Origin of the sequence: Streptomyces sp. CA-142005, from assembly GCF_050942335.1 — a bacterium.
Lineage (GTDB): Bacteria > Actinomycetota > Actinomycetes > Streptomycetales > Streptomycetaceae > Streptomyces.
Window position 1 is genome coordinate 7128647 of record NZ_CP192078.1, and the last position, 23487, is coordinate 7152133.

The following is a 23487-nucleotide window of genomic DNA, read 5'->3' on the forward strand; positions in this document are numbered from 1 at the left end:
CCGCACAAAGTGCCGAGCACGTCACCACAGCGGGTGACGAACCGGAGCCGGGCGGCGGGCGTCTGACCGACGACTGCCTGGACGAGGACCGTCTGACCGAAGAGCGTCCGGACGGAGACCGCCTGGCCGGCCACCGGCCGCCCGAAGGCCGTCACATCGAGGACCGGCTCGCGGAGGCCGACGGTCGGCTGCCGGGGGACCGCTTCACCGACGACCGGCTCGACGACCGGCTTGCCGAAGATCGGCTCACTGCGGACCCGCTCACCGACGACGGCCTCGACGAGACGCCGGACGGTGTGACCGACGACGGGCCGGAGCCCGAGGAGATGTATCCGGGCGGTCCGGAGGTCGAGGTCGAACTGCGCCCGCAGCGCCGGCTCCGCCTCTGGCAGCTGGCTCCCATCGTGGGACTGTCCGCCGTCGGCTCCCTGATGTTCGCCTTCCCGCTCGCCTTCGACTTCGGCGACAGCGGCGCCGTCATCGCCATGCTCGGGCTGCTGATCTGCTCCTGCGCCGCCGGCTGGGGCATGATGGCCGCCCGCCGCGTGGGCTACACCTGGCCCGGCCTGCCGGCAAGGGGCTCCGGCCGCCGCCCGGACTGGCGGGTCGTACTCGGATACGTACTCCTGGTGGCCGTGGTCGTGATCCTCGCCGTCTGGCGGGTGGCAAGGCTCCGCTGAAGCGCCCCCCGGCACCACCCCACCTCCCCTCGGCCGAACCCGGCGGAGCGCTGCCGTCCCTTACGATCGAGGGATGAGCACGCGCACGCGGATCCCCTTCCTCAAGGGTCACGGCACCGAGAACGACTTCGTGATCGTCCCGGACCCGGAGAACGCCCTCGACCTGAGCCCGGCCGCCGTCGCCGCCCTGTGCGACCGCCGGGCCGGCATCGGCGGTGACGGGGTGCTGCACGTGGTGCGCTCGGCCGCGCACCCGGAGGCCGGGGCGATGGCGGCCGAGGCCGAGTGGTTCATGGACTACCGCAACGGCGACGGCTCGGTCGCCGAAATGTGCGGCAACGGAGTCCGGGTGTTCGCGCGCTACCTCCAGCACGCCGGACATGTGGGCGAAGGCGACCTCGCGATCGCCACGCGCGCGGGAGTGAAGACCGTCCACATCGCCAAGGACGGTGACATCACCGTCGGCATGGGCCGCGCCCGCCTGCCGGAGGGCGAGGTCACGGTGAGCGTCGGCGAGCACAGCTGGCCCGCGCGCAACGTGAACATGGGGAACCCGCACGCGGTCGCCTTCGTCGACGACCTCGCGCAGGCGGGCCACCTGTACGACCCGCCGCCGTTCAGCCCGGCCGCCGCCTACCCCGACGGGGTCAACGTCGAGTTCGTCGTCGACCGGGGCCCCCGCCATGTCGCCATGCGCGTGCACGAGCGCGGCTCCGGCGAGACCCGCTCGTGCGGCACGGGCGCGTGCGCCGTCGCCGTGGCCGCCGCCCGGCGCGACGGCGCGGACCCGGGCGTCACCGGAACCCCGGCCACATACACCGTCGACCTGCCCGGCGGCCGTCTGGTCATCACCGAGCGGCCGGACGGCGAGATCGAGATGACCGGACCCGCCGTGATCGTCGCCGAGGGCGAGATCGACGGCGAATGGCTGGAAAACGCCGTCCGCTGAGCCCGCGTCACCAGGACGAGGACGCCCCGCGGCTCCCGGATCAGCGGTTTCCGGTGCCCGGGGCGTTCGAGGTCCGAGAAGATCCCGTGGCAGTTGGCGCAAACCCCAAACCTCCTTTTCATCGCTCGAATGGGTGATCCGTTTCACGCTCGGCGAGAGGCGGTCGGTCGCACGTGGTGGGCTCGATAGCATCAAGCACCGGCACGGACGGGGGAACGTCGCCATCCCCGAGCCGCGTACGCCCTGGGGCCCCGTCCGCCGGTCCACGAGCCGGAGGTGCCCATGAGTGCGGAGGCCACGAACCCTGCGACCCCTGGCCCGGTAGCGCCCAAGGCGTCCGCGGCGGCCACCGCCCCCGCGGTGCCCAGGGCGGACCGCAGGAAGTCACGGCCCCGGATCGACCTGCGCAGGCTCGGCCGGGCCGCGCTGCTCGGCCCCGCCGTCCGCGGCAAACTCCCCGACGCCATCGGCCATGTCGTGGAGGCGCACCGCGCCCATCACCCCGACGCGGACCTCGACCCGCTGCGCCGCGCCTACGTCCTCGCGGAGTCCTCGCATCGCGGCCAGATGCGCAAGAGCGGTGAACCGTACATCACCCACCCGCTCGCCGTGACCCTGATCCTCGCCGAACTCGGCGCGGAGACCACGACCTTGACCGCCTCCCTGCTCCACGACACGGTCGAGGACACCGATGTGACGCTCGACCAGGTACGGGAACAGTTCGGCGAGGAGGTTCGTTATCTCGTCGATGGCGTCACGAAACTGGAGAAGGTCGACTACGGAGCCGCCGCCGAGCCGGAGACCTTCCGCAAGATGCTCGTCGCCACCGGCAGTGACGTGCGCGTGATGTCGATCAAACTCGCCGACCGCCTGCACAACATGCGCACCCTCGGCGTGATGCGTCCGGAGAAACAGGCGCGGATCGCCAAGGTCACCCGCGACGTCCTCATCCCGCTCGCCGAACGCCTCGGCGTGCAGGCACTGAAGACCGAGATGGAGGACCTGGTCTTCGCCATCCTGCACCCCGAGGAGTACGAGCACACACGCCGACTCATCGCCGAGAACGCCGCCCGCCCCGACGACCCGCTCGCCGAGGTCGCCGACGAGATGCGCGGGGTGCTGCGCGAGGCCGGGATCCAGGCCGAAGTCCTCATCCGCCCGCGGCACTTCGTCTCCGTCCACCGCGTGGCCCGCAAACGCGGACAGCTGCGCGGCACCGACTTCGGCCGCCTGCTCGTGCTGGTGAACGAGGACGCCGACTGTTACGCCGTCCTCGGCGAACTGCACACCTGTATGACGCCGGTCGTCTCGGAGTTCAAGGACTTCATCGCCGTACCGAAGTTCAACCTGTACCAGTCGCTGCACACCGCCGTCGCGCTCCCCCAGGCTCGAACCGACTCGCCCGGGGGGACCCCGATCGCCGCCCAGGTCGTCGAAGTCCTCATCCGCACCCACCAGATGCACAAGGTCGCCGAGGCCGGCGTCGTCGCCCTCGGCAACCCGTACGCCCCCGCTTCCGACGCCCCCGCTTCCGACGTCCCCGCCGACGGTGAGCGCGCCGACCCCACCCGCCCCGGCTGGCTCTCCCGGCTCCTCGACTGGCAGCAGGCCGCCCCCGACCCCGACACCTTCTGGTCCACGCTGCGCGAGGACCTGGCCCAGGACCGCGAGATCACCGTCTTCCGCCCCGACGGCGGCACGCTCGGCCTGCCCGAGGGCGCCACCTGTGTGGACGCCGCGTACGCCCAGTACGGCGAGGACGCGCACGCCTGCATCGGTGCCCGCGTCAACGGCCGCCTGGCCACCCTCAGCACCGTCCTGAAGGACGGCGACACCGTCCAGCTCCTGATGGGCCAGGACCCGGCCTCCGAGCCCTCCCGCGAATGGCTGGAGCACGCCCACACCCCGGCCGCCCGCATCGCCATCCAGCGCTGGCTGGCGACGCACCCCGGCGGCGGCACCGGTGCGCAGGACATGACCGGCACCCGCGCCGAGACCGCCGAGGACACCGCACCCGCGCGGCGCGCCGACGCCGCCCAGGGCACCGCCGCGTCCCGCCCGGCGGACGCGGCCGCCGCCGAGGGCACCCCCACGGCCCGGTCGCGCGGCGCCGACGTCCTCGTGGACCGGCCGGGGGCCTCCGTACGGCTCGCCCGGTGCTGTACGCCCGTACCGCCCGACGAGATCACCGGCTTCGCGGTACGCGGGGGAGTGGTGACCGTGCACCGCGTGGAGTGCGCCGCGGTGGCGCACATGAAGGGCAAGGGGCGCGCGGAGCTCGGCGTGCGCTGGGGGGACACCACCGAGTGCCGGGTCACCCTGGTCGCCGAATCGTTCGGTCGCCCCCATCTGCTCGCCGACCTCACCGAGGCGATCTCCTCGACGGGCGTCGACATCGTCTCGGCGACCGTGGAGCCGCCCAGCCAGCAGCGGGTACGGCACACGTACACCCTCCTGCTCCCCGACGCGGCCCGCCTCCCGGCCCTGATGCGCGCCATGCGGGACGTCCCCGGCGTGTACGACGTGGCCCGCGCCCAGCACCAGGCTCCGGGCTCCTGAGAGCGCCCCACACGAGCGAGGGGCGCGGCATACGCCAAGGACCGGCGCCGGAGCCGGACCGAAGGGCCGCCGCGTGTGGATCAGAAGGCCCCCGGAACCGAACCCGATCGGGTGGGCCGGGTGCGAGCCGCCGTCACAGCGCGGGAACGCACTGGTAGCGGTGGTGCATGCTGCTCAACCCCCGTGTCGGCCTCCGCGCCTGCTCCGCGTCCCGGACCCAGCCAAGGAACCCGTCCCGGACCCAGCCCAGGGTCTCCCGGCACCGGAAGGCGGCCCTGCTCGCCTCCGCCGTCTCCGTCTGCCTCCTCGCCGCCGCGGCCCCGGCCGAGCCCCTCGGCATCGGCGACCGGCTCTACCCCGACCTCGGCAACCCGGGCTACGACGTGGCCTCGTACGACCTGTCCTTCACCTATCCCGGCACCAACGACAAGCCGCTCCAGGCCGTCACCACCATCGACGCCTGGACCACCGCCGACCTGGGCCGGATCAACCTCGACTTCACCCGCGGCACCGTGCGGTCCGTCGAGGTCGACGGGCGTCCCGCGACCTTCACCAGCACCGGCGAGGACCTGGTCGTCACCCCGGCTCACGGCATCGCCCGGGGCAACTGGACCCGCATCACCGTGCGGCACACCAGCGATCCCGTCTCCGCCAAGGACCAGGAGGGCGGATGGGTGCGCACCTCCGACGGTCTCGTCATGGCCAACCAGGCCGACGCCGCCCACCAGGTCTTCCCGTGCAACGACCACCCGTCGGACAAGGCGATGTTCAGCTTCCACATCACCGCCCCGAACGGCTACACGGCCGTGGCCAACGGCCTGCCCGCCGGAGCGGACCGGGTCGGCCCCACCACCACCTGGACCTACCGCACCCAGCACCCCATGGCCACCGAACTCGCCCAGGTGTCCATCGGCCGTTCCGCCGTACTGCACCGCGAGGGACCGCACGGGCTGCCCATGCGCGACGTCGTGCCCGGCACCGACGCCAAGGCCCTCGAACCCTGGCTCGCCAAGACGCCCGGCCAGATCGCCTGGATGGAGAGCAAGGTCGGGAAGTACCCCTTCGAGACGTACGGCGTGCTCATGGCACAGGCCTCCACCGGGTTCGAGCTGGAGACACAGACCCTCTCCCTCTTCGAGAAGGACCTGTTCACCGAGCCCGCCTATCCCAAGTGGTACGTCGAGTCGGTCATGGTGCACGAGCTGTCCCACCAGTGGTTCGGCGACAGCGTCAGCCCCCGCACCTGGTCCGACGTCTGGCTGAACGAGGGCCACGCCACCTGGTACGAGGAGCTGTACGCCGAGGAGACCGCGCACCGGCCCATGGAGGACCGGATGCAGGCCGCCTACAGCGCCTCCGACCGCTGGCGCGAGGCCGGCGGCCCGCCCGCCCGGCCCAGGCCGCCCGCCCGCGGCCAGAAGATCGGCATCTTCCGGCCCAACGTGTACGACGGCGCCGCCCTGGTCCTCTACGCCCTGCGCCAGGAGATCGGCCGGCCGGCCTTCGAGCGGCTGGAACGGATCTGGGTCCGCGAACACCAGGACTCCACCGCCACCACCGCCGACTTCGTCCAGCTGGCCTCGGCCGTCTCCGGCCGCGACCTGAGCGGCTTCTTCAAGGCCTGGCTGTACGGCGAGAAGACGCCCCCGATGCCCGGCCACCCGGACTGGAAGCAGCAGGCACCGGCCATGACCGCCGGGCGCACGGCGCCGCGGAGCGCGCGATAACACGGTGACGAGACGGGCCGCCTCGTGCGACCATCTTCGGGTCGGCGCGAGACGGACCGGGAATCTCCCGGGGTACTCATACGTTGACTACACATGCGCGGTCCAGAAGGACCGCCCCACCCGACGCCGTAACGGCATCCCATCGACGTAAGGATCCAATGACCTCCTCTTCTTCCCCTTCCCAGGACGCCAAGCGCCTCGCGCACGCCTATCCCGAGGGTCTTCGGGCCGATGCCCTGATGGAAGAGGACGACGCCTGGAGCTACGAGATCGACGGCGAGCGGGACGGCGACCAGTTCGACCGCTCCGAGCGCGCGGCCCTGCGTCGTGTGGCGGGCCTGTCCACCGAGCTGGAGGACGTCACCGAGGTCGAGTACCGGCAGCTCCGCCTGGAGCGCGTCGTGCTCGTCGGGGTGTGGACCACCGGCACCGCGCAGGACGCCGAGAACTCCCTCGCGGAGCTCGCCGCCCTCGCGGAGACGGCGGGCGCGCTCGTGCTCGACGGCGTGATCCAGCGCCGCGACAAGCCCGACGCGGCCACCTACATCGGCTCCGGCAAGGCCCAGGAGCTGCGCGACATCGTCCTCGACAGCGGCGCCGACACGGTCATCTGTGACGGTGAGCTGAGCCCCGGCCAGCTGATCCAGCTGGAGGACGTCGTCAAGGTCAAGGTCATCGACCGTACGGCCCTGATCCTGGACATCTTCGCCCAGCACGCCAAGTCCCGGGAGGGCAAGGCGCAGGTCGCGCTCGCCCAGATGCAGTACATGCTGCCCAGGCTGCGCGGCTGGGGTCAGTCGCTGTCCCGGCAGATGGGTGGCGGCAGCGGCGGCCTCGCGACGCGCGGCCCCGGTGAGACCAAGATCGAGACGGACCGGCGGCGGATCCGCGAGAAGATGGCGAAGATGCGCCGGGAGATCGCGGACATGAAGACCGGCCGCGAGATCAAGCGCCAGGAGCGCCGGCGCAACAAGGTGCCGTCCGTCGCCATCGCGGGCTACACCAACGCCGGCAAGTCCTCCCTGCTCAACCGCCTCACGGGCGCCGGCGTCCTGGTCGAGAACGCCCTGTTCGCGACCCTGGACCCGACCGTCCGCCGGGCGGAGACCCCGAGCGGCCGGCTCTACACGCTGGCGGACACCGTCGGCTTCGTACGCCACCTGCCGCACCACCTGGTCGAGGCGTTCCGCTCCACCATGGAGGAGGTCGGCGACGCCGACCTGATCCTGCACGTGGTGGACGGCTCGCACCCGAACCCGGAGGAGCAGCTCGCCGCCGTGCGCGAGGTGATCCGGGACGTCGGCGCCACCGACGTGCCCGAGATCGTCGTGATCAACAAGGCGGACGCGGCCGACCCGCTGGTCCTCCAGCGGCTGCTCAGGGTCGAGAAGCGCTCCATCGCCGTCTCGGCCCGCACCGGCCGGGGCATCCAGCAACTGCTCGCCCTGATCGACAACGACCTGCCGCGCCCGTCGGTCGAGATCGAGGTGCTCGTGCCGTACACGCACGGCAAGCTCGTCGCCCGCGCCCACACCGAGGGCGAGGTGATCTCCGAGGAGCACACCGCGGAGGGCACCCTGCTCAAGGTCCGGGTGCACGAGGAACTGGCGGCGGACCTGGCGCCCTACGCGCCGGTCTCCGCGGCCTGATCCAAGGCCGCACCGCACGAAAGGCCCGCTCCCTCTCTTCCGAGGGGCGGGCCTTTCAGCGCCTTGTGAAGGGCGGGGGCTGCATTGGCATGGCTCCGCCGCGTGGGCGCGGGCAACCGCCGACCACGGTCAGTCGCCGACGCGCCCCCTACGGCGAAAGTGCGACGCTCGCGCCTTACTGCCCTGCGAACTTCCTGCTCACCGACTCATACACACCCTTGGCCACGGACCCCAGCCGCGGACCGGCCAGCCAGCCCGAGGTCACCGGGCCGATCGACGTGTTGGACACGAGCGCCGGCTTACCGTCGGAACCCGTCTCCACCCAGCCGCCGCCGGAGGAACCCGCGGTCATCGTGCAACCGATCCGGTACATCGTCGGAGCCGACTGCTCGATGGACAGCCGTCCCGGCTTGTCCTTGCACTGGTAGAGCAGCTGACCGTCGAACGGAGCCGCCTCCGGGTAGCCGGACGCCGTGATGCCGTCGACCTTCGGCACCGCCGGAGCGTCGAAGTTCACGGGCAGCGCCCCGCCGACCGTCTCCTCCAGCGACCTGCCGCCGTTGCCCTGCTCCGGCGTCACATGGATCACCGCGAAGTCGTAAGGGGCGCCGTTGCCGCCGGTCTCACCGCCCTGGTCGATCCACTGCTGCGAGGTCCGCGCCGCATCGGCCCACCAGACACCGTACGGGGCGATCTCGGACCGGCTGGCGTTCTGCAGCTGAGCGACCGACTTGCCGGAGTTGTTGTACGACGGCACGAAGGCCATGTTGCGGTACCAGCCGCCCTTCTTGCCGGCGTGCACACAGTGACCCGCCGTCCAGACGAGGTTGGACTTGCCCGGGTGCGCCGGGTCCTCCACGACCGTGCCCGAGCACACCATGTGACCCTCGGGGGAGTCGAAGAACACCTTGCCCGAGGTGGCCGCGTTGGTGTGGTACGGCGGCGTGACCGCCTGGGCCTTCACCGGCTGCGGGGTCGGGTCCGTCACGCCCTGGTCACCGGAGATGTCGTTGTCGACACCCTTGTTCGGGTCGTTGGCGTGACGCATCCGGTCGGGGTCCCACAGGCCCTTGATGATCGGGTTGATGAAGTCGTTGGCCTCGCGCAGCCAGTCGTCCCTGTTCCAGTTCTTCCAGGCGCCGTTCTTCCACTTGTCGATGTCGATCCCGTGCTCCTTGAGCCTCTGCTTGAGGTCGTCCGGGATCCTGATCTTTCCGTCGCCGGCGCCGACCGCGGTCGCCGAGGCGGCCGGCTTGCCGTCGGCCTTGTCGTCGCCGTTGCAGGCGGTGGCGGTCAGTGCCAGCGCCGAGGCGAGGGCGACCGCCGCCAGCGCGGGGGAGGTGCGGCGGGAGCCCCTCCCTCGCCGAACAGTGAACGACGGCCGTATGGATCGCATGCTGTGATTCCCCCTGCTGTGAAGGTACTCGGCGCTTCGGCCGGGCCACCGGCCGGGAACTCGTGGGGAGTTCACGCCGGTCTCCCGACCGCCTAGGAACGGCATCACACACTATGCGCTCGCTGTGGGGGACTTCCGACGGAACGGCAACGGTTCGGCCACAAGCCGTCTGACCAGGCCAACCATCCGTGGACTGCCCGAATTGACGGCCGCTCACCGATACGGTCCACCGGGCTGCCGTCATCGCCCGACGGCCCGCTCCCGCACGTCCGACCGCCCGGACCGCGCCGCACGGAGCCGTGCAGTGCGCCGGCGGACCGCCCTCCCGCGACACCGCGTCGGGCCGCCGCCATCCCGTCCCGGGAATGATCTTGCAGAAAACCGTAACTCGCCGAACGGTCCGCGGTTGTAGCGGTGGGGGGCCGGCTGTCTGTATGCGGGCCCCCGGGGATCAACTTGCCTCTGGACAACGGGGAGGACAGCGAGCCGTGGCCGTTACGGAGTCGATGCCTGGGGGCGTGCACGGGGAAGCGCCTGCCGTGCACGAGGGGATCCTCAGACGTCAGTCGGCGCGTGAATCCTCCGCCCGCACCTATGCCCGGGCCCTGCCCATCGTCCCGGTCCGGGCACGGGGGCTCACCATCGAGGGCGCCGACGGCCGCCGCTATCTGGACTGTCTCTCCGGCGCCGGAACGCTCGCCCTCGGTCACAACCATCCGGTCGTGCTGGAAGCCATCCGCAGGGTCCTCGACTCCGGCGCTCCCCTCTCCGTCCTCGATCTGGCGACCCCCGTCAAGGACGCCTTCATCACCGAGCTGTTCCGCACCCTCCCGCCCGGCCTCGCCGACCGCGCCCGTGTCCAGTTCTGCGGCCCGGCCGGTACCGACGCCGTCGAGGCCGCCCTCAAACTGGTCCGGGCCGCGACCGGCCGCACCGGCATCCTCGCCTTCACCGGCGCCTACCACGGCATGACCGCAGGCGCCCTGGCCGCCTCCGGTGGAGCCCATGACGTCCAAGTGGCCCGTCTGCCCTATCCGCAGGAGTACCGCTGCCCCTTCGGCATCGGCGGACCGCGCGGCGCCGAACTCGCCGCCCGCTGGGCCGAGTCCCTCCTCGACGATCCCAAGTCGGGCGTGCCCCTGCCCGCCGGGATGATCCTCGAACCCGTCCAGGGCGAGGGCGGAGTGATTCCCGGCCCGGACGACTGGCTGCGCCGTATGCGCCGGCTCACGGCGGACCGGTCCATCCCACTGATCGCCGACGAGATCCAGACCGGGGTGGGCAGGACGGGCGCCTTCTGGGCCGTCGACCACAGCGGCATCACCCCCGACGTCATGGTCCTGTCCAAGGCCATCGGCGGCAGCCTCCCGCTGGCCGTGATCGTCTACCGCGACGATCTCGACGTCTGGCAGCCCGGCGCCCACGCGGGAACCTTCCGGGGCAACCAGCTCGCCATGGCCGCGGGCACCGCCACCCTCACCTACGTCCGGGAAAACGGGCTCGCCGAACGAGCGGCCGACCTCGGCTCCCGCATGCTCAGCCGACTCGGGGAACTGGCCGACACGTTCGCGTGCGTAGGCGAGGTGCGGGGGCGGGGACTGATGATCGGGGTCGAGCTGGTGGACCCGGCACGCGCCGGATCCGAGCCCGCCGGCCACCACCCCCCGCCCCCGGGGCTGGAACCGACCCACACCCCGTGTCCGGCCGCGCCCGAGCTCGCCGTGGCAGTACAGCGGGAGTGCCTCCAGCGCGGCTTGATCGTCGAACTCGGCGGCCGCCACTCGGCCGTGGTCCGGCTGCTTCCCCCGCTCACGATCAGCGAGGAGCAGGCGACCGCCGTCCTGGACCGCCTGTCGGAGGCGGTGGCCGCGGTCGCCCGAAGTCACGAACGGCACGGCCCACACCGCGGCGGACACCACGGCCCTGGCCAACGCGCGGGCTGAGACCCGCACCCACACCACCCGACCCTGGACGCCGGTACCGGCCTTCCGAACCCCGACCCCTCTCATCCAACCGCACCTCCTTCCCAGGACCTTCAGGCCGAAGCGGCCTCCCATGACACACCCGCAGCCCTCGTGCCCGCCCTCGCCCCTCCCGCCGACCCGGCCCTCCGGCACGGCCAAGCCGGCCGTCGACGCCGCCGAGGCAACCGTCGGCCACGCGGGAGCGGCGCCCGAGCGACGGCACGAACCCAGCACCACCCCAGCCAGCCACGAGGAGCCGTCATGAACGCCACTCCCCCTCCCGACGGCAGCTCCGGCACTCCCGACGAACAGGGAGACTCCGGTACGCCGGCCTCGCCCGTGCCGCTCGCCGAGTCGGTTCCCCAGCAGAAGAGGCGCACCGCGGATCTCACCCGAGTGACCGAGCCCGGCGCCGACCTGCTGGAACATCCCGACCCGCACATCGCGGCCCAAGCCGCGGCCGTGGAGAACCTGCTGCGCTGCTGGGTACGCGAGACCGACCTCGCCGCCCCCACCGATGGCACCCTCCGCCTTCCGCTCCCGGCCAGCGGCATCTCCCTGCTCGTACCGGTCCGCTACTGGTCGCCGACCGGCACGCACCGCTTCGGCCCACCACGCCTGACCGGCACCCGCGATGCCGCCCCGGCCGTAGACGCCGTCACCTTGGCGGCGCTGCTCGCCCGGGAGACATCCGGTGACACGGCCGGCACCTCTCGGGCCCAGGACTCCAGTGCGGCCGGCCCCCACGACGACGGCGATCTCGTTGCCCGGGTGGCCGACTCGCTCCGCCGCACCGTGACCTTCATCCGCGACCGGCGCGAGCACCCCGCCGACGGCCCCGATCTCTTCCTCTCCGCCGAGCAGGCCCTCCTCCTCGGACACCCTTTGCACCCGACCCCCAAGAGCCGGGAAGGCCTGACCGAGGCGGAAGCCCGCCGCTACTCACCAGAACTGCGCGGCTCCTTTCCCCTGCACTGGATGGCCGTCGCCCCCTCTCTCCTCGCAACCGACTCGGCCTGGACCGAGCGCGGTCGTCCCGTCCCCGCCGACCACCTCACCCGGTGCCTCGCCGAAACCGCCCTTCCCCTGCCCGACGGCCATGCCGCCCTGCCCCTGCACCCGTGGCAGGCCCGCGACCTGCACCATCGCGAACCCGTCGCCGCCCTGCTCGACGCCGGTCTCCTCCGTGACCTCGGTCCCCTCGGCCCCGGCTGGCAGCCCACCTCCTCCGTGCGCACGGTCCACCGGTCCGGTGCTCCCGCGATGCTCAAGCTGTCGCTGGGTCTGCGCATCACCAACTCCCGCCGGGAGAACCTCCGCAAGGAACTCCATCGGGGAGTCGAGGTGCACCGGCTGCTGCGCACCGGCCTGTGCAAGCAGTGGCAGGCCGTACACCCCGGCTTCGACATCGTCCGCGACCCGGCCTGGCTCGCCGTCGACGACCAGGACGGCCGGCCCGTGCCCGGACTCGACGTGGTGATCAGGCACAACCCGTTCCGCCCGGCCGACAACGTCGGTTGTGTCGCCGGACTCGTCTCGCCCCGTGTCCTTCCCGACCCGGAGAGCAACCCCTCGATCCAGCAGCCGACGTGGCCCATGCGCTCCCGGCTGGCCCAGCTCGTCGCCGGCCTTGCCGCACGCACCGGGCGGCCCGTGGGAGCCGTTGCCGCGGAGTGGTTCCTCCGCTACCTCGAGCAGGTCGTCCGTCCCGTCCTCTGGCTGGACAGCGAGGCCGGCATCGCCCTCGAAGCCCACCAGCAGAACACCCTGCTGCTGCTCGACGGCCACGGCTGGCCCGTCGGCGGCTACTACCGCGACAACCAGGGCTACTACTTCCGCGAGTCCCGGCGCGGCGAACTGGATGCCCGGCTGCCCGGCATCGGTGAGCGCACCGACACCTTCGTCTCCGACGAGGTCACCGACGAACGCTTCGCCTACTACCTCGCGATCAACAACGTGCTGGGCCTGATCGGCGCGTTCGGCTCCCAACGCCTGGCCGACGAGCGAGTCCTCCTCGCGGCCTTCCGCCGCTTTCTCACCGACGTCGCCACAGGGCCCAACGCACTGCGCACCTCCCTGCCCCGCCACCTGCTCGACTCACCCGTGCTGCGCTGCAAGGCCAACCTGCTGACCCGGCTGCACGGCCTCGATGAACTCGTCGGCCCGGTCGACACCCAGTCCGTCTACGTCACCATCGCCAACCCCCTTCACTCCTGAGCGAATCGGACCTTCGCCCCGCACTTCCGAGGACCATGACCCACCTCGACTCCTGAGAGGAGCGCACCGTGCCTCCCACCGACGCGAACGCCGGCCCCAGCTCTGCCCGTCCGGGCGCCCCCGCCCCCACCGGCGCCCCCGCCCACGAGCGCATCGTCGGTCCACGAGCGGACAGCGTGGGTGTCCGGAGTGCCCCGTTCACCGGGTTCGCCATCGATGACGACGACGGCGACTGCGAGGACACGCTGGACCTGCGTCTGCCCGCGGAGTTCCTCGCGCTCTTCGCCGGAGGCACGGCCTACCTCCTGGACCAGCTCCCCGCCTGGGGTCCGGTGGTCACTCGCGTCGGCTCCTTCCACCTGGTTCCTGTCCGCGTCGATGAAGATCTGCCGCTCATCCATCGCTGGATGAACGACCCCGCCGTCGCGGAATTCTGGAAGCTCGCCGGGCCCCGGAACCGGACGGAGGACCACCTGCGCGCTCAACTCGACGGCGACGGACGCAGCATGCCGTGTCTCGGCATGCTGGACGGCACGCCGATGAGCTACTGGGAGATCTACCGGGCGGACCTGGATCCGCTGGCCCGCCACTACCCTGTCCGTCCGCAGGACACCGGGATCCACCTCCTCGTCGGCGACGCGGCGGATCGAGGGCGAGGGCTGGGCTCCAGCCTGCTCCGAGCCGTGGCCGACCTGATCCTCGACCGGCGGCCCGGGTGCGCACGGGTCGTAGCGGAACCGGATCTTGGCAACACCCCGTCCGTCGCAGCGTTCCTGAGCGCCGGCTTCCGGTACGCGGACGAGGTCGACCTGCCCGGCAAGCGGGCTGCCCTCATGATCCGGGACCGCGCCCTGCGCGATGTGCTGTAGCGCCGGGTGACGACGCGTTCACATGTGGTACACCGCTCGGGGCGCACCCCGGACCTGTCCGTCCGTCCCGAACCGTCCCCTTGACCCCCACCTCCGTCCGCGCGCTCAGCCCTCCGCAGCCCTCCCTCGCCCTCCGCCGCCCACCCCACTCAGGAGCCCGGCCGTGATCCCGCCCTCCCACCCCGTCGTGGTCGCCCGTTTGTCAGTGCCGGGTCGTAGGGTGGTCGGGCTATGACGAAGCCCTCACTCCCCGAACTCCTGCATGCCGCTGTCACCGCTGTCGGCGGCACGGAGCGCCCCGGCCAGGTGACCATGGCCGAAGCGGTCGCCGAGGCGATCGACGACGGATCCCACCTGCTGGTCCAGGCCGGCACCGGCACCGGTAAGTCGCTCGGCTATCTCGTGCCCGCGCTCGCGCACGGGGAGAGGGTGGTCGTCGCGACGGCCACACTCGCGCTGCAGCGCCAGCTCGTGGAGCGCGACCTGCCCCGCACGGTCGAGGCCCTGCACCCGCTGCTGCGCCGCCGCCCGGAGTTCGCGATGCTCAAGGGCCGGTCGAACTATCTCTGTCTGCACCGCCTGCACGAGGGCATGCCGCAGGACGAGGAGGACGGCCTCTTCGACCAGTTCGAGGCCGCCGCGCCCACCAGCAAGCTGGGCCAGGACCTCCTGCGGCTGCGGGACTGGTCGGACGAGACGGAGACCGGCGACCGGGACGACCTCACTCCGGGCGTGTCGGACCGCGCCTGGGCGCAGGTGTCGGTGTCGTCGCGAGAGTGTCTGGGCGCGTCGAAGTGCGCCTACGGCGCCGAGTGCTTCGCGGAGATGGCCCGCGAGCGTGCCAAGCTCGCCGAGGTCGTGGTCACGAACCACGCGCTGCTCGCCATCGACGCCATCGAGGGCGCGCCGGTGCTGCCGCAGCACGAGGTGCTGATCGTGGACGAGGCTCATGAACTCGTCTCGCGGGTCACCGGCGTGGCGACCGGCGAGCTCACGCCCGGCCAGGTCAACCGAGCGGTGCGCCGCGCCGCCAAGCTGGTGAACGAGAAGGCCGCCGATCAGCTCCAGACCGCCGCAGAGGGCTTCGAGCGGCTGATGGAGCTGGCCCTGCCCGGTCGTCTGGAGGAGATCCCGGAAGACCTCGGGTACGCCCTGATGGCGCTGCGGGACGCCGCCCGGACGGTCATCTCCGCGATCGGCGCGACGCGCGACAAGTCGGTGCAGGACGAGGACGCGGTCCGCAAGCAGGCGCTGGCCTCGGTGGAGACGGTGCACGACGTGGCGGAGCGGGTCCTGAACGGCTCGGAGTGGGACGTCGTCTGGTACGAGCGCCACGACCGCTTCGGCGCGTCCCTGCGGGTCGCTCCCATGTCGGTCTCGGGCCTGCTCAGGGAGAAGCTCTTCGCCGACCGCGCTGTCGTCCTCACCTCCGCGACCCTCAAGCTGGGCGGCGACTTCAACGGCGTCGGTGCGTCCCTGGGTCTCGGTCCCGAGGGCGTCGAGGGCGAGGACATGCCGAAGTGGACGGGCGTCGATGTCGGCTCGCCCTTCGACTACCGCAGGCAGGGCATTCTCTATGTCGCGAAGCATCTCTCACGGCCCGCGCGGGACGGCGAGCGTTCCGACATGCTCGACGAGCTGACCGAACTCATCCAGGCGGCCGGTGGCCGCACCCTCGGGCTGTTCTCGTCCATGCGGGCCGCGCAGCTCGCGGCGGAGGAGCTGCGTTCCCGGATTCCCGAGTTCCCGATCCTGCTCCAGGGCGAGGAGACCCTCGGCGAACTGATCAAGAACTTCGCGGCCGACCCGAAGACCTGCCTGTTCGGCACCCTGTCCCTGTGGCAGGGCGTCGATGTGCCCGGCCCGAGCTGCCAGCTGGTCGTCATGGACAAGATCCCGTTCCCTCGTCCCGACGATCCGCTGATGAGTGCGCGGCAGAAGGCGGTGGAGGACGCGGGCGGCAACGGCTTCATGGCGGTGGCCGCCACCCATGCCGCGCTGCTCATGGCCCAGGGCGCCGGCCGGCTCGTCCGCGCGTCGGGGGACCGTGGCGTGGTCGCCGTGCTGGACCAGCGGCTCGCTACGGCACGGTACGGCGGCTATCTCAAGGCGTCACTGCCGGATTTCTGGTACACCACGGACCGTAACCAGGTGCGCAAGTCGCTCGCGGCGATCGACGCGGCGGCGAGGGCGGCGGAGGCGCAGCAGGCAGAGGCGAAGTGATCGTGGGCTGACACGGGTGAATGGCCTGGACACAGCAGGGCCCCGGAACCGGCGCAGGGGTTCCGGGGCCCGGTCAGGGAGCGAGCCGGCCGTAGGGGCCGCCCGCCGCAGGCGTCACACGCGCCGCAGCACCGCGACGACCTTGCCCAGGATGGTCGCGTCGTCGCCGGGGATCGGTTCGTAGGCCGCGTTGTGCGGGAGGAGCCAGACATGGCCGTCCTCGCGCTTGAAGCGCTTGACGGTGGCCTCGCCGTCGAGCATCGCCGCCACGATGTCGCCGTTCTCGGCGACCGGCTGGCGGCGGACGGTGACCCAGTCGCCGTCACAGATCGCGGCCTCGATCATGGAGTCGCCGACGACCTTGAGGACGAACAGTTCACCGTCGCCGACGAGCTGGCGGGGGAGAGGGAAGACGTCCTCGACGGACTCCTCCGCGAGGATGGGGCCACCGGCGGCGATGCGGCCGACCAGCGGGACGTACGACGCGGCGGGCTTGCCGGCGGTGTCAGTGGGCTGCACGGTCACGGCCTGGTCCGAGCCGCGGACCTCGTACGCGCGCGGGCGGTGCGGGTCGCGGCGCAGGAAGCCCTTGCGCTCCAGCGCCATCAGCTGGTGCGCGACCGAGGAGGTGCTCGAGAGGCCGACGGCCTGGCCGATCTCCCGCATCGACGGCGGGTAACCGCGCCGCTGCACGGAGTCCCGGATGACTTCGATCACCCGGCGCTGCCGGTCGGTGAGTCCGGAACTGTCCGCCCGGATACCTGGAGGTCGGCCCGGCAGGGAGCGCTTGTGCCCCTCTGGGTTCGTGGCTTCGTTCATCACGTGTACCGGCTCGACTCGTCCCTGGGAGCGGTCCTGGGCGGTGATGGTGGCACTGTCTGCGGTGGTGGTCACGTCGGCCCCTCTCGATGGTCTCCCTGCTGGACAACGGTAGTTGCTTTCGAAAGGTTGCGCCAAACACACGTTCGAGTGAAAAAGTGCGATTCACCTGACGCGATCATGTGCCTGGGTGTATTGCTGACGCGCCACCTGGCGGGCAAAAGCGCCCATTGTTGTACTCTTCACCGCTGGGTTGCCGACCTTGTGGGCCGCCGCCCCAGTCTGCCATCCGGAACCTGCTCGTCCGGGCCCCGGGTCCCTTCTGTGCCGGAGTCCCACGCGTCCTCCGTGCGGCGCCCACGGTATCTCCGTATGCCTCACATCGATACGGCTCTGCGCCCGCGTGTCTTGGCGAGCGCCCTGCAGATCCCTGTGTCCGCTGCCGTTCCTCGCGACACGCGAGTTGGCCTCGATGTATGAGCCAATCCCCACATCTAGTGGTTGGATGGCTACGCCAGCCCAGAAGTTGTGGTCCCCCGGGTCTGAGACGGCTCCGCGATCGCCTATGCTTAGGGCTGCTTCGCGGGGCTCCTGTGCCCTGGTGAGGTTTTTGAGTCTGCTGTGAGGAGGGTTGGAGATCATGCACTGCCCCTTCTGCAGGCACCCCGACAGCCGCGTGGTCGACAGTCGTACGACCGACGACGGCACGTCGATCCGCAGGCGCCGCCAGTGCCCTGACTGCTCCCGTCGTTTCACGACCGTGGAGACGTGCTCGCTCATGGTGATCAAGCGGTCCGGGGTCACCGAGCCTTTCAGTCGTACCAAGGTCATCAACGGCGTGCGCAAGGCATGCCAGGGACGGCCTGTCACCGAGGACGCGCTCGCGCAGCTCGGCCAGCGGGTCGAGGAGGCGCTGCGAGCCACCGGAAGCGCCGAGCTGACCACCCATGACGTGGGGCTGGCCATACTCGGCCCGTTGCAGGAGCTGGACCTCGTCGCTTATCTGCGATTCGCCTCCGTCTACCGGGCGTTCGACTCGCTCGAGGACTTCGAGGCCGCCATCGCGGAGCTGAGGGAGGCGACGCGGGGCCCCGCCGCGGACGAGGAAGACGCGGGAGCGGGGAGCCAGGAAGACGACCGCGGGCGCGGCGGGACCACTCAGGTCCGCGTGCCCGCCCACGCCGCCGACTGACCGGCGGGCCGGAATCCGGAGGAGAGCCGGTTTCCGGCCGGGAGGCGGCGACCGAAGACCTGTTGCGGGCGGCAGCTGAGGGTGCCCGCAACACAAGACAGAACACCGTGCCACGGGAACAAACGTGGCACTTCAGGGCGTTTTTGCCCGTACAGGGAGGCGGCATGACAGAGACGGCGAGCGGTCCGGCACGAGGTTCCCGAGCCAAGGGCGCCAAGGCCACCAAGGGGCTGCGTGTCGAGCGCATCCACACCACCCCCGGCGTACACCCGTACGACGAGGTGTCGTGGGAGCGCCGTGACGTCGTCATGACCAACTGGCGCGACGGCTCGGTCAACTTCGAGCAGCGTGGCGTCGAGTTCCCCGACTTCTGGTCGGTGAACGCGGTCAACATCGTCACCAGCAAGTACTTCCGCGGTGCCGTCGGCACCCCGCAGCGCGAGACCAGCCTCAGGCAGCTGATCGACCGCATCGTGAAGACGTACCGGAAGGCCGGCGAGGACTACAAGTACTTCGCCTCGCCCGCCGACGCCGAGATCTTCGAGCACGAGCTGGCCTACGCCCTCCTGCACCAGATCTTCAGCTTCAACAGCCCCGTCTGGTTCAACGTGGGCACCCCGCAGCCCCAGCAGGTCTCCGCCTGCTTCATCCTGTCCGTCGACGACTCCATGGAGTCGATCCTCGACTGGTACAAGGAAGAGGGCATGATCTTCAAGGGCGGCTCCGGCGCCGGCCTGAACCTCTCCCGTATCCGCTCCTCCAAGGAGCTGCTGTCCTCCGGCGGCAACGCCTCCGGTCCGGTCTCCTTCATGCGCGGCGCCGACGCCTCCGCCGGCACCATCAAGTCCGGTGGTGCCACCCGGCGCGCCGCCAAGATGGTCGTGCTCGACGTCGACCACCCCGACATCGAGGACTTCATCGAGACCAAGGTCAAGGAAGAGGAGAAGATCCGCGTCCTGCGCGACGCGGGCTTCGACATGGACCTGGGCGGCGACGACATCACGTCCGTCCAGTACCAGAACGCCAACAACTCGGTCCGCGTGAACGACGAGTTCATGAAGGCGGTCGAGGAGGGCGGCAAGTTCGGCCTGCGCGCCCGGATGACCGGTGAGGTCATCGAGGAGGTCGAGGCCAAGGCGCTGTTCCGCAAGATCGCCGAGGCCGCCTGGGCCTGCGCCGACCCGGGCATCCAGTACGACGACACGATCAACAACTGGCACACCTGCCCCGAGTCCGGCCGGATCACCGCGTCGAACCCGTGCAGCGAGTACATGCACCTGGACAACACGTCCTGCAACCTGGCCTCGCTGAACCTGATGAAGTTCCTGAAGGACGACGGCAAGGGCCACCAGTCCTTCGAGACCGAGCGCTTCCAGAAGGTCGTCGAGCTGGTCATCACCGCGATGGACATCTCGATCTGCTTCGCGGACTTCCCGACCCAGAAGATCGGCGAGAACACGCGCGCGTTCCGCCAGCTCGGCATCGGCTACGCCAACCTCGGCGCCCTGCTGATGGCCACCGGCCACGCCTACGACTCCGACGGCGGCCGCGCCCTCGCCGGCGCCATCACCTCCCTGATGACGGGTACGGCCTACCGACGCTCCGCCGAGCTGGCCGCGGTCGTCGGCACCTACGACGGCTACGCCCGCAACGCCGACGCCCACAAGCGCGTCATGGCGCAGCACGCCGACGCCAACGGCAAGGCCGTCCGCATGGACGACCTGGACACCCCGGTCTGGGCCGCCGCCACGGAGGCCTGGCAGGACGTCGTCCGTCTCGGTGAGAAGAACGGTTTCCGTAACTCCCAGGCGTCCGTCCTCGCCCCGACCGGCACCATCGGTCTCGCGATGTCCTGCGACACCACCGGTGTCGAGCCCGACCTGGCGCTCGTGAAGTTCAAGAAGCTGGTCGGCGGCGGCTCGATGCAGATCGTCAACGGCACCGTCCCGCAGGCCCTGCGCCGCCTGGGCTACCAGGAGGAGCAGATCGAGGCGATCGTCGCCCACATCGCCGAGCACGGCAACGTGATCGACGCCCCCGGTCTGAAGCACGAGCACTACGAGGTGTTCGACTGCGCCATGGGCGAGCGCGCCATCTCCCCGATGGGCCACGTCCGCATGATGGCCGCCATCCAGCCGTGGATCTCCGGCGCCATCTCCAAGACGGTCAACATGCCGGAGACGGCCACCGTCGAGGAGGTCGAGGAGATCTACTTCGAGGCCTGGAAGCTGGGCGTCAAGGCGCTCGCGATCTACCGCGACAACTGCAAGGTCGGCCAGCCGCTGTCGGCCAAGAAGAAGGAGACCGAGGAGAAGAAGGCCGAGGAGCCCGCGGCCGTCGAGACCAAGGTCGAGAAGGTCGTCGAGTACCGCCCGGTCCGCAAGCGCCTCCCCAAGGGCCGCCCGGGGATCACCACGTCCTTCACGGTCGGCGGCGCCGAGGGCTACATGACCGCCAACTCCTACCCGGACGACGGTCTCGGCGAGGTCTTCCTGAAGATGTCCAAGCAGGGCTCCACCCTGGCGGGCATGATGGACGCCTTCTCCATCGCGGTCTCCGTCGGCCTCCAGTACGGCGTGCCGCTGGAGACGTACGTCTCGAAGTTCACCAACATGCGCTTCGAGCCGGCCGGCATGACGGACGACCCGGACGTGCGGATGGCGCAGTCGATCGTCGACTACATCTTCCGCCGCCTGGCGCTGGACTTCCTGCCCTTCGAGACCCGCTCCGCGCTCGGCATCCACTCCGCCGAGGAGCGTCAGCGGCACCTGGAGACCGGTTCCTACGAGCCGGCCGATGACGAGGTCGACGTCGAGGGCCTGGCCCAGTCGGCGCCGCGCGCCCAGGAGTTGAAGGCGGTCGCCACGCCGAAGGCCGAGGTCGAGGCGGCCAAGCCCGCCCCGAAGCAGGCCCACACCAGCGCCGAACTGGTCGAGATGCAGCTGGGCATCCAGGCCGACGCCCCGCTGTGCTTCTCCTGCGGCACGAAGATGCAGCGGGCCGGCTCCTGCTACATCTGCGAGGGCTGCGGCTCGACCAGTGGCTGCAGCTGATGACGTGCGGTTCCTGAAGTGAAGTAAGAGGCGTCGGCAAAGGCCGGCGCCTCTTACCGCTACTGGGCCCCGACCATGACTACTGGGCTCGGCCCATGACCTGGGTGAAGGTCGCCGGGTCCTCCTCGAAGCCGTGCACGCCGGGACGGAAGGCCCACTCCCCGGAGTCGTCACGGACGAACTCCGCGATCGTGGCCGCCGTCGCCCCGAGGACCGAGCCGAAGTCGTCCTGGGCGAGCACGGTGTAGCGGTCCACCCGGATGCGCATGGCCGGATTCAGCACGTTGACGAACGTCTTGTGGCCGAACCGCTGTTGGATGACGACACCGACCACCACGCGCGCGTACCGGCCGTCGAGCCGGTCCAGTTCCAGCGTCATGACCTCGTCCCAGCCGAAGCCCCTGCCGTCCGTGCTGTCGCGGTTGAGGAAGATGGTGCCGTCCGGAGAGCGGCTGTCGAAGTGCACCAGATAGGCCGGGGCCCCGTACGGGTCGCCCGACAGGAACGTCGCGGCGACGAGGTCGAGATCGGTGGGCGGCAGGCCCGCGGGACTGGGGTCCCACTTCAGCCCGACCTCGACCTTGCCGATTCCCTTGCTGAAGCCGGTCAACAGGCCTCCCCTTCCCCCGGTGGCTGCCTCACTCCCCAACTCGGGTGTAGTCAGGGCTCTTTGTCCATCGTGCCACGCGCGCGGGGCGCACGCGCGGGCGATCTCCGCCGGAGCGTGACCGACGCCACGCCCGGTGGCCTTACGATGGCGCGGTGCTGGTCAAGTGGATTCGCTGCACCGTGGTGGACCGCCGCGGCTTCGAGCGGGGGCAGCGGAAATGGGCGGGGCTTCCGGGAGAGCCGGGTTTCCGTGGGCAGGGTGGGGGCTGGAGCCGGCAGCGGCCGGGGGTGGCGCACCTCTTCGCCTTCTGGGAGAGCCGTGCCTTCTACGACTCCTTCATGGCCCGCTCGCACGACCGGCTGGCGGCCGCCCAGTCCGGCACGTTCAAGGACGCGCAGGTCAAGCTGTTCGAGTACCGCTTCGATGTGAAGACGGGCTTCGAGCCGCGGTTCACCGACGCCGATCTGATCCGTGTGGCCCTGTGCCAGGTCCACGAGGAGCGTGTCGAGCACTTCACGCTCATGCAGGAGAAGGTCTGGAACCCGGCGATGGCGGGTTCGCCCGGCATGATCCGCGGCATGTTCGCCGAGGCGCCCGGGCAGGAGTTCATGGTCCTGTCGATGTGGCGGTCGGCGGCCGAGCACGGCAAGTACCGCACCGAGCGCGTGGAGCGTCTCGCGCTGCGTGCCCAGACCGAGGCCGACGTCGCGGCGCTCTCCGGTGACATCGTGGAGCTGGAGCCGTCCTGGACGGTCTGAGACCGCCGCCGTACATTTGAATATCAAACTCACCCCCCAAAGTGCGGCTCAGCGCGCCCGGAAGCGGCTTCGGAGGCGGGATTCGTGTGACCTACGCCGTATGGAGCCCGTACGGGTGCTCGACTTCGCCTCGCTCGATCTAGGGTTTTGGCATGGCACGACCACGGCGCATCGTCCTTGTCCGGCACGGCGAGTCAACGGGCAACGTCGACGACTCCGTGTACGAGCGCGAGCCGGACCACGCTCTCGCGCTGACCGAGCGCGGCCGGCGGCAGGCGGAGGAGACCGGCAAGGAGCTCCGGGAGCTCTTCGGCAGGGAACGCGTGAGCGTCTACGTCTCCCCGTACCGCCGGACGCACGAGACACTCCACGCCTTCCACCTCGACCCCGATCTCATACGCGTCCGGGAGGAACCCAGGCTGCGCGAACAGGACTGGGGCAACTGGCAGGACCGCGACGACGTACGCCTGCAGAAGGCCTACCGCGACGCTTACGGCCACTTCTTCTTCCGGTTCCCGCAGGGCGAGTCCGGCGCCGACGTCTACGACCGGGTCGGCGGCTTCCTGGAGAGCCTCTTCCGCAGCTTCGAGGACCCCGACCACCCGCCGAACGTCCTGCTGGTGACCCACGGACTCGCGATGCGACTGTTCTGCATGCGCTGGTTCCACTGGACGGTCGCGGAATTCGAGTCGCTGTCGAACCCCGGGAACGCCGAGGTGCGGATGCTCGTTCTGGGGGACGACGGCAAGTACACGCTCGACCGCCCTTTCGAGCGCTGGCGGGAACCGATCCCGTACTGGGTGAACGGATAGAGTGGCAGAG

General features: G+C 70.7%; 16 protein-coding genes. 13 read left to right on the forward strand and 3 right to left on the reverse strand.

Going from position 1 to position 23487, the window contains the following annotated elements; translation table 11 throughout:
* Nucleotides 1-188: 188 nt before the first annotated feature.
* The 5 genes from ACQPXS_RS33270 (at nt 189) to hflX (ending at nt 7564) form a co-directional block, all read left to right on the forward strand.
* Nucleotides 189-680, forward strand: a complete 492-nt coding sequence (locus tag ACQPXS_RS33270) for a hypothetical protein (RefSeq protein WP_433456052.1) — start codon at nt 189-191, stop codon at nt 678-680.
* A 73-nt stretch (nt 681-753) separates the two neighbouring features.
* Complete coding sequence (dapF, locus tag ACQPXS_RS33275; protein ID WP_356304970.1) at nt 754-1629, forward strand: diaminopimelate epimerase; 876 nt, start codon at nt 754-756, stop codon at nt 1627-1629.
* Between the two features lie 282 nt (nt 1630-1911).
* Nucleotides 1912-4188: a RelA/SpoT family protein gene (locus ACQPXS_RS33280; RefSeq protein WP_433453050.1), complete on the forward strand. Its 2277-nt coding sequence runs from the start codon at nt 1912-1914 to the stop codon at nt 4186-4188.
* A 167-nt stretch (nt 4189-4355) separates the two neighbouring features.
* The gene (locus ACQPXS_RS33285) at nt 4356-5915 is read left to right on the forward strand and encodes a M1 family metallopeptidase (protein WP_433453052.1); all 1560 of its coding nucleotides are present in this window, start codon (nt 4356-4358) and stop codon (nt 5913-5915) included.
* Nucleotides 5916-6073: 158 nt separating this feature from the next.
* Complete coding sequence (gene hflX / locus ACQPXS_RS33290; protein ID WP_351805869.1) at nt 6074-7564, forward strand: GTPase HflX; 1491 nt, start codon at nt 6074-6076, stop codon at nt 7562-7564.
* Nucleotides 7565-7739: 175 nt separating this feature from the next.
* Here the strand turns inward: hflX and ACQPXS_RS33295 are convergent, their stop codons facing one another.
* A complete protein-coding gene (locus ACQPXS_RS33295; RefSeq protein ID WP_433453053.1) occupies nt 7740-8960 on the reverse strand; it encodes a trypsin-like serine peptidase in 1221 nt (406 codons plus the stop codon).
* A 506-nt stretch (nt 8961-9466) separates the two neighbouring features.
* Between ACQPXS_RS33295 and ACQPXS_RS33300 the strand changes: the two genes are divergently transcribed.
* The 4 genes from ACQPXS_RS33300 to ACQPXS_RS33315 all read left to right on the forward strand — a co-directional run bounded on the left by ACQPXS_RS33300 (nt 9467) and on the right by ACQPXS_RS33315 (nt 16233).
* Complete coding sequence (locus ACQPXS_RS33300; protein ID WP_433456054.1) at nt 9467-10903, forward strand: diaminobutyrate--2-oxoglutarate transaminase family protein; 1437 nt, start codon at nt 9467-9469, stop codon at nt 10901-10903.
* A 282-nt stretch (nt 10904-11185) separates the two neighbouring features.
* Nucleotides 11186-13141: an IucA/IucC family protein gene (locus ACQPXS_RS33305; protein ID WP_433453054.1), complete on the forward strand. Its 1956-nt coding sequence runs from the start codon at nt 11186-11188 to the stop codon at nt 13139-13141.
* A 68-nt stretch (nt 13142-13209) separates the two neighbouring features.
* Nucleotides 13210-14010, forward strand: coding sequence for a GNAT family N-acetyltransferase (locus ACQPXS_RS33310; protein WP_433453056.1), 801 nt, complete (start codon nt 13210-13212; stop codon nt 14008-14010).
* Between the two features lie 231 nt (nt 14011-14241).
* A complete protein-coding gene (locus ACQPXS_RS33315) occupies nt 14242-16233 on the forward strand; it encodes an ATP-dependent DNA helicase (protein ID WP_433453058.1) in 1992 nt (663 codons plus the stop codon).
* A gap of 114 nt (nt 16234-16347) precedes the next feature.
* Here the strand turns inward: ACQPXS_RS33315 and lexA are convergent, their stop codons facing one another.
* Nucleotides 16348-17127, reverse strand: a complete 780-nt coding sequence (gene lexA / locus ACQPXS_RS33320) for a transcriptional repressor LexA (RefSeq protein ID WP_055710152.1) — start codon at nt 17125-17127, stop codon at nt 16348-16350.
* 565 nt (nt 17128-17692) lie between these two features.
* Here lexA and nrdR point away from each other — a divergent pair.
* Nucleotides 17693-18244 carry a transcriptional regulator NrdR gene (gene nrdR, locus ACQPXS_RS33325; RefSeq protein WP_356304986.1) on the forward strand — a complete coding sequence of 184 codons (552 nt, stop codon included), beginning with the start codon at nt 17693-17695 and terminating at the stop codon, nt 18242-18244.
* 164 nt (nt 18245-18408) lie between these two features.
* Nucleotides 18409-21297: a vitamin B12-dependent ribonucleotide reductase gene (locus tag ACQPXS_RS33330; RefSeq protein WP_356304988.1), complete on the forward strand. Its 2889-nt coding sequence runs from the start codon at nt 18409-18411 to the stop codon at nt 21295-21297.
* A gap of 79 nt (nt 21298-21376) precedes the next feature.
* On the opposite strand, the gene ACQPXS_RS33335 is transcribed toward ACQPXS_RS33330, so the two are convergent.
* Nucleotides 21377-21907, reverse strand: coding sequence for a TerD family protein (locus ACQPXS_RS33335; RefSeq protein ID WP_433453060.1), 531 nt, complete (start codon nt 21905-21907; stop codon nt 21377-21379).
* Nucleotides 21908-22059: 152 nt separating this feature from the next.
* Between ACQPXS_RS33335 and ACQPXS_RS33340 the strand changes: the two genes are divergently transcribed.
* Together ACQPXS_RS33340 and ACQPXS_RS33345 are read left to right on the forward strand one after the other, a co-directional pair.
* Complete coding sequence (locus ACQPXS_RS33340) at nt 22060-22665, forward strand: YdbC family protein (protein ID WP_356304992.1); 606 nt, start codon at nt 22060-22062, stop codon at nt 22663-22665.
* A gap of 152 nt (nt 22666-22817) precedes the next feature.
* Entirely contained in the window at nt 22818-23477 is a 660-nt protein-coding gene (locus tag ACQPXS_RS33345) for a histidine phosphatase family protein (protein WP_351805884.1), read from the forward strand.
* Nucleotides 23478-23487 lie beyond the last annotated feature (10 nt).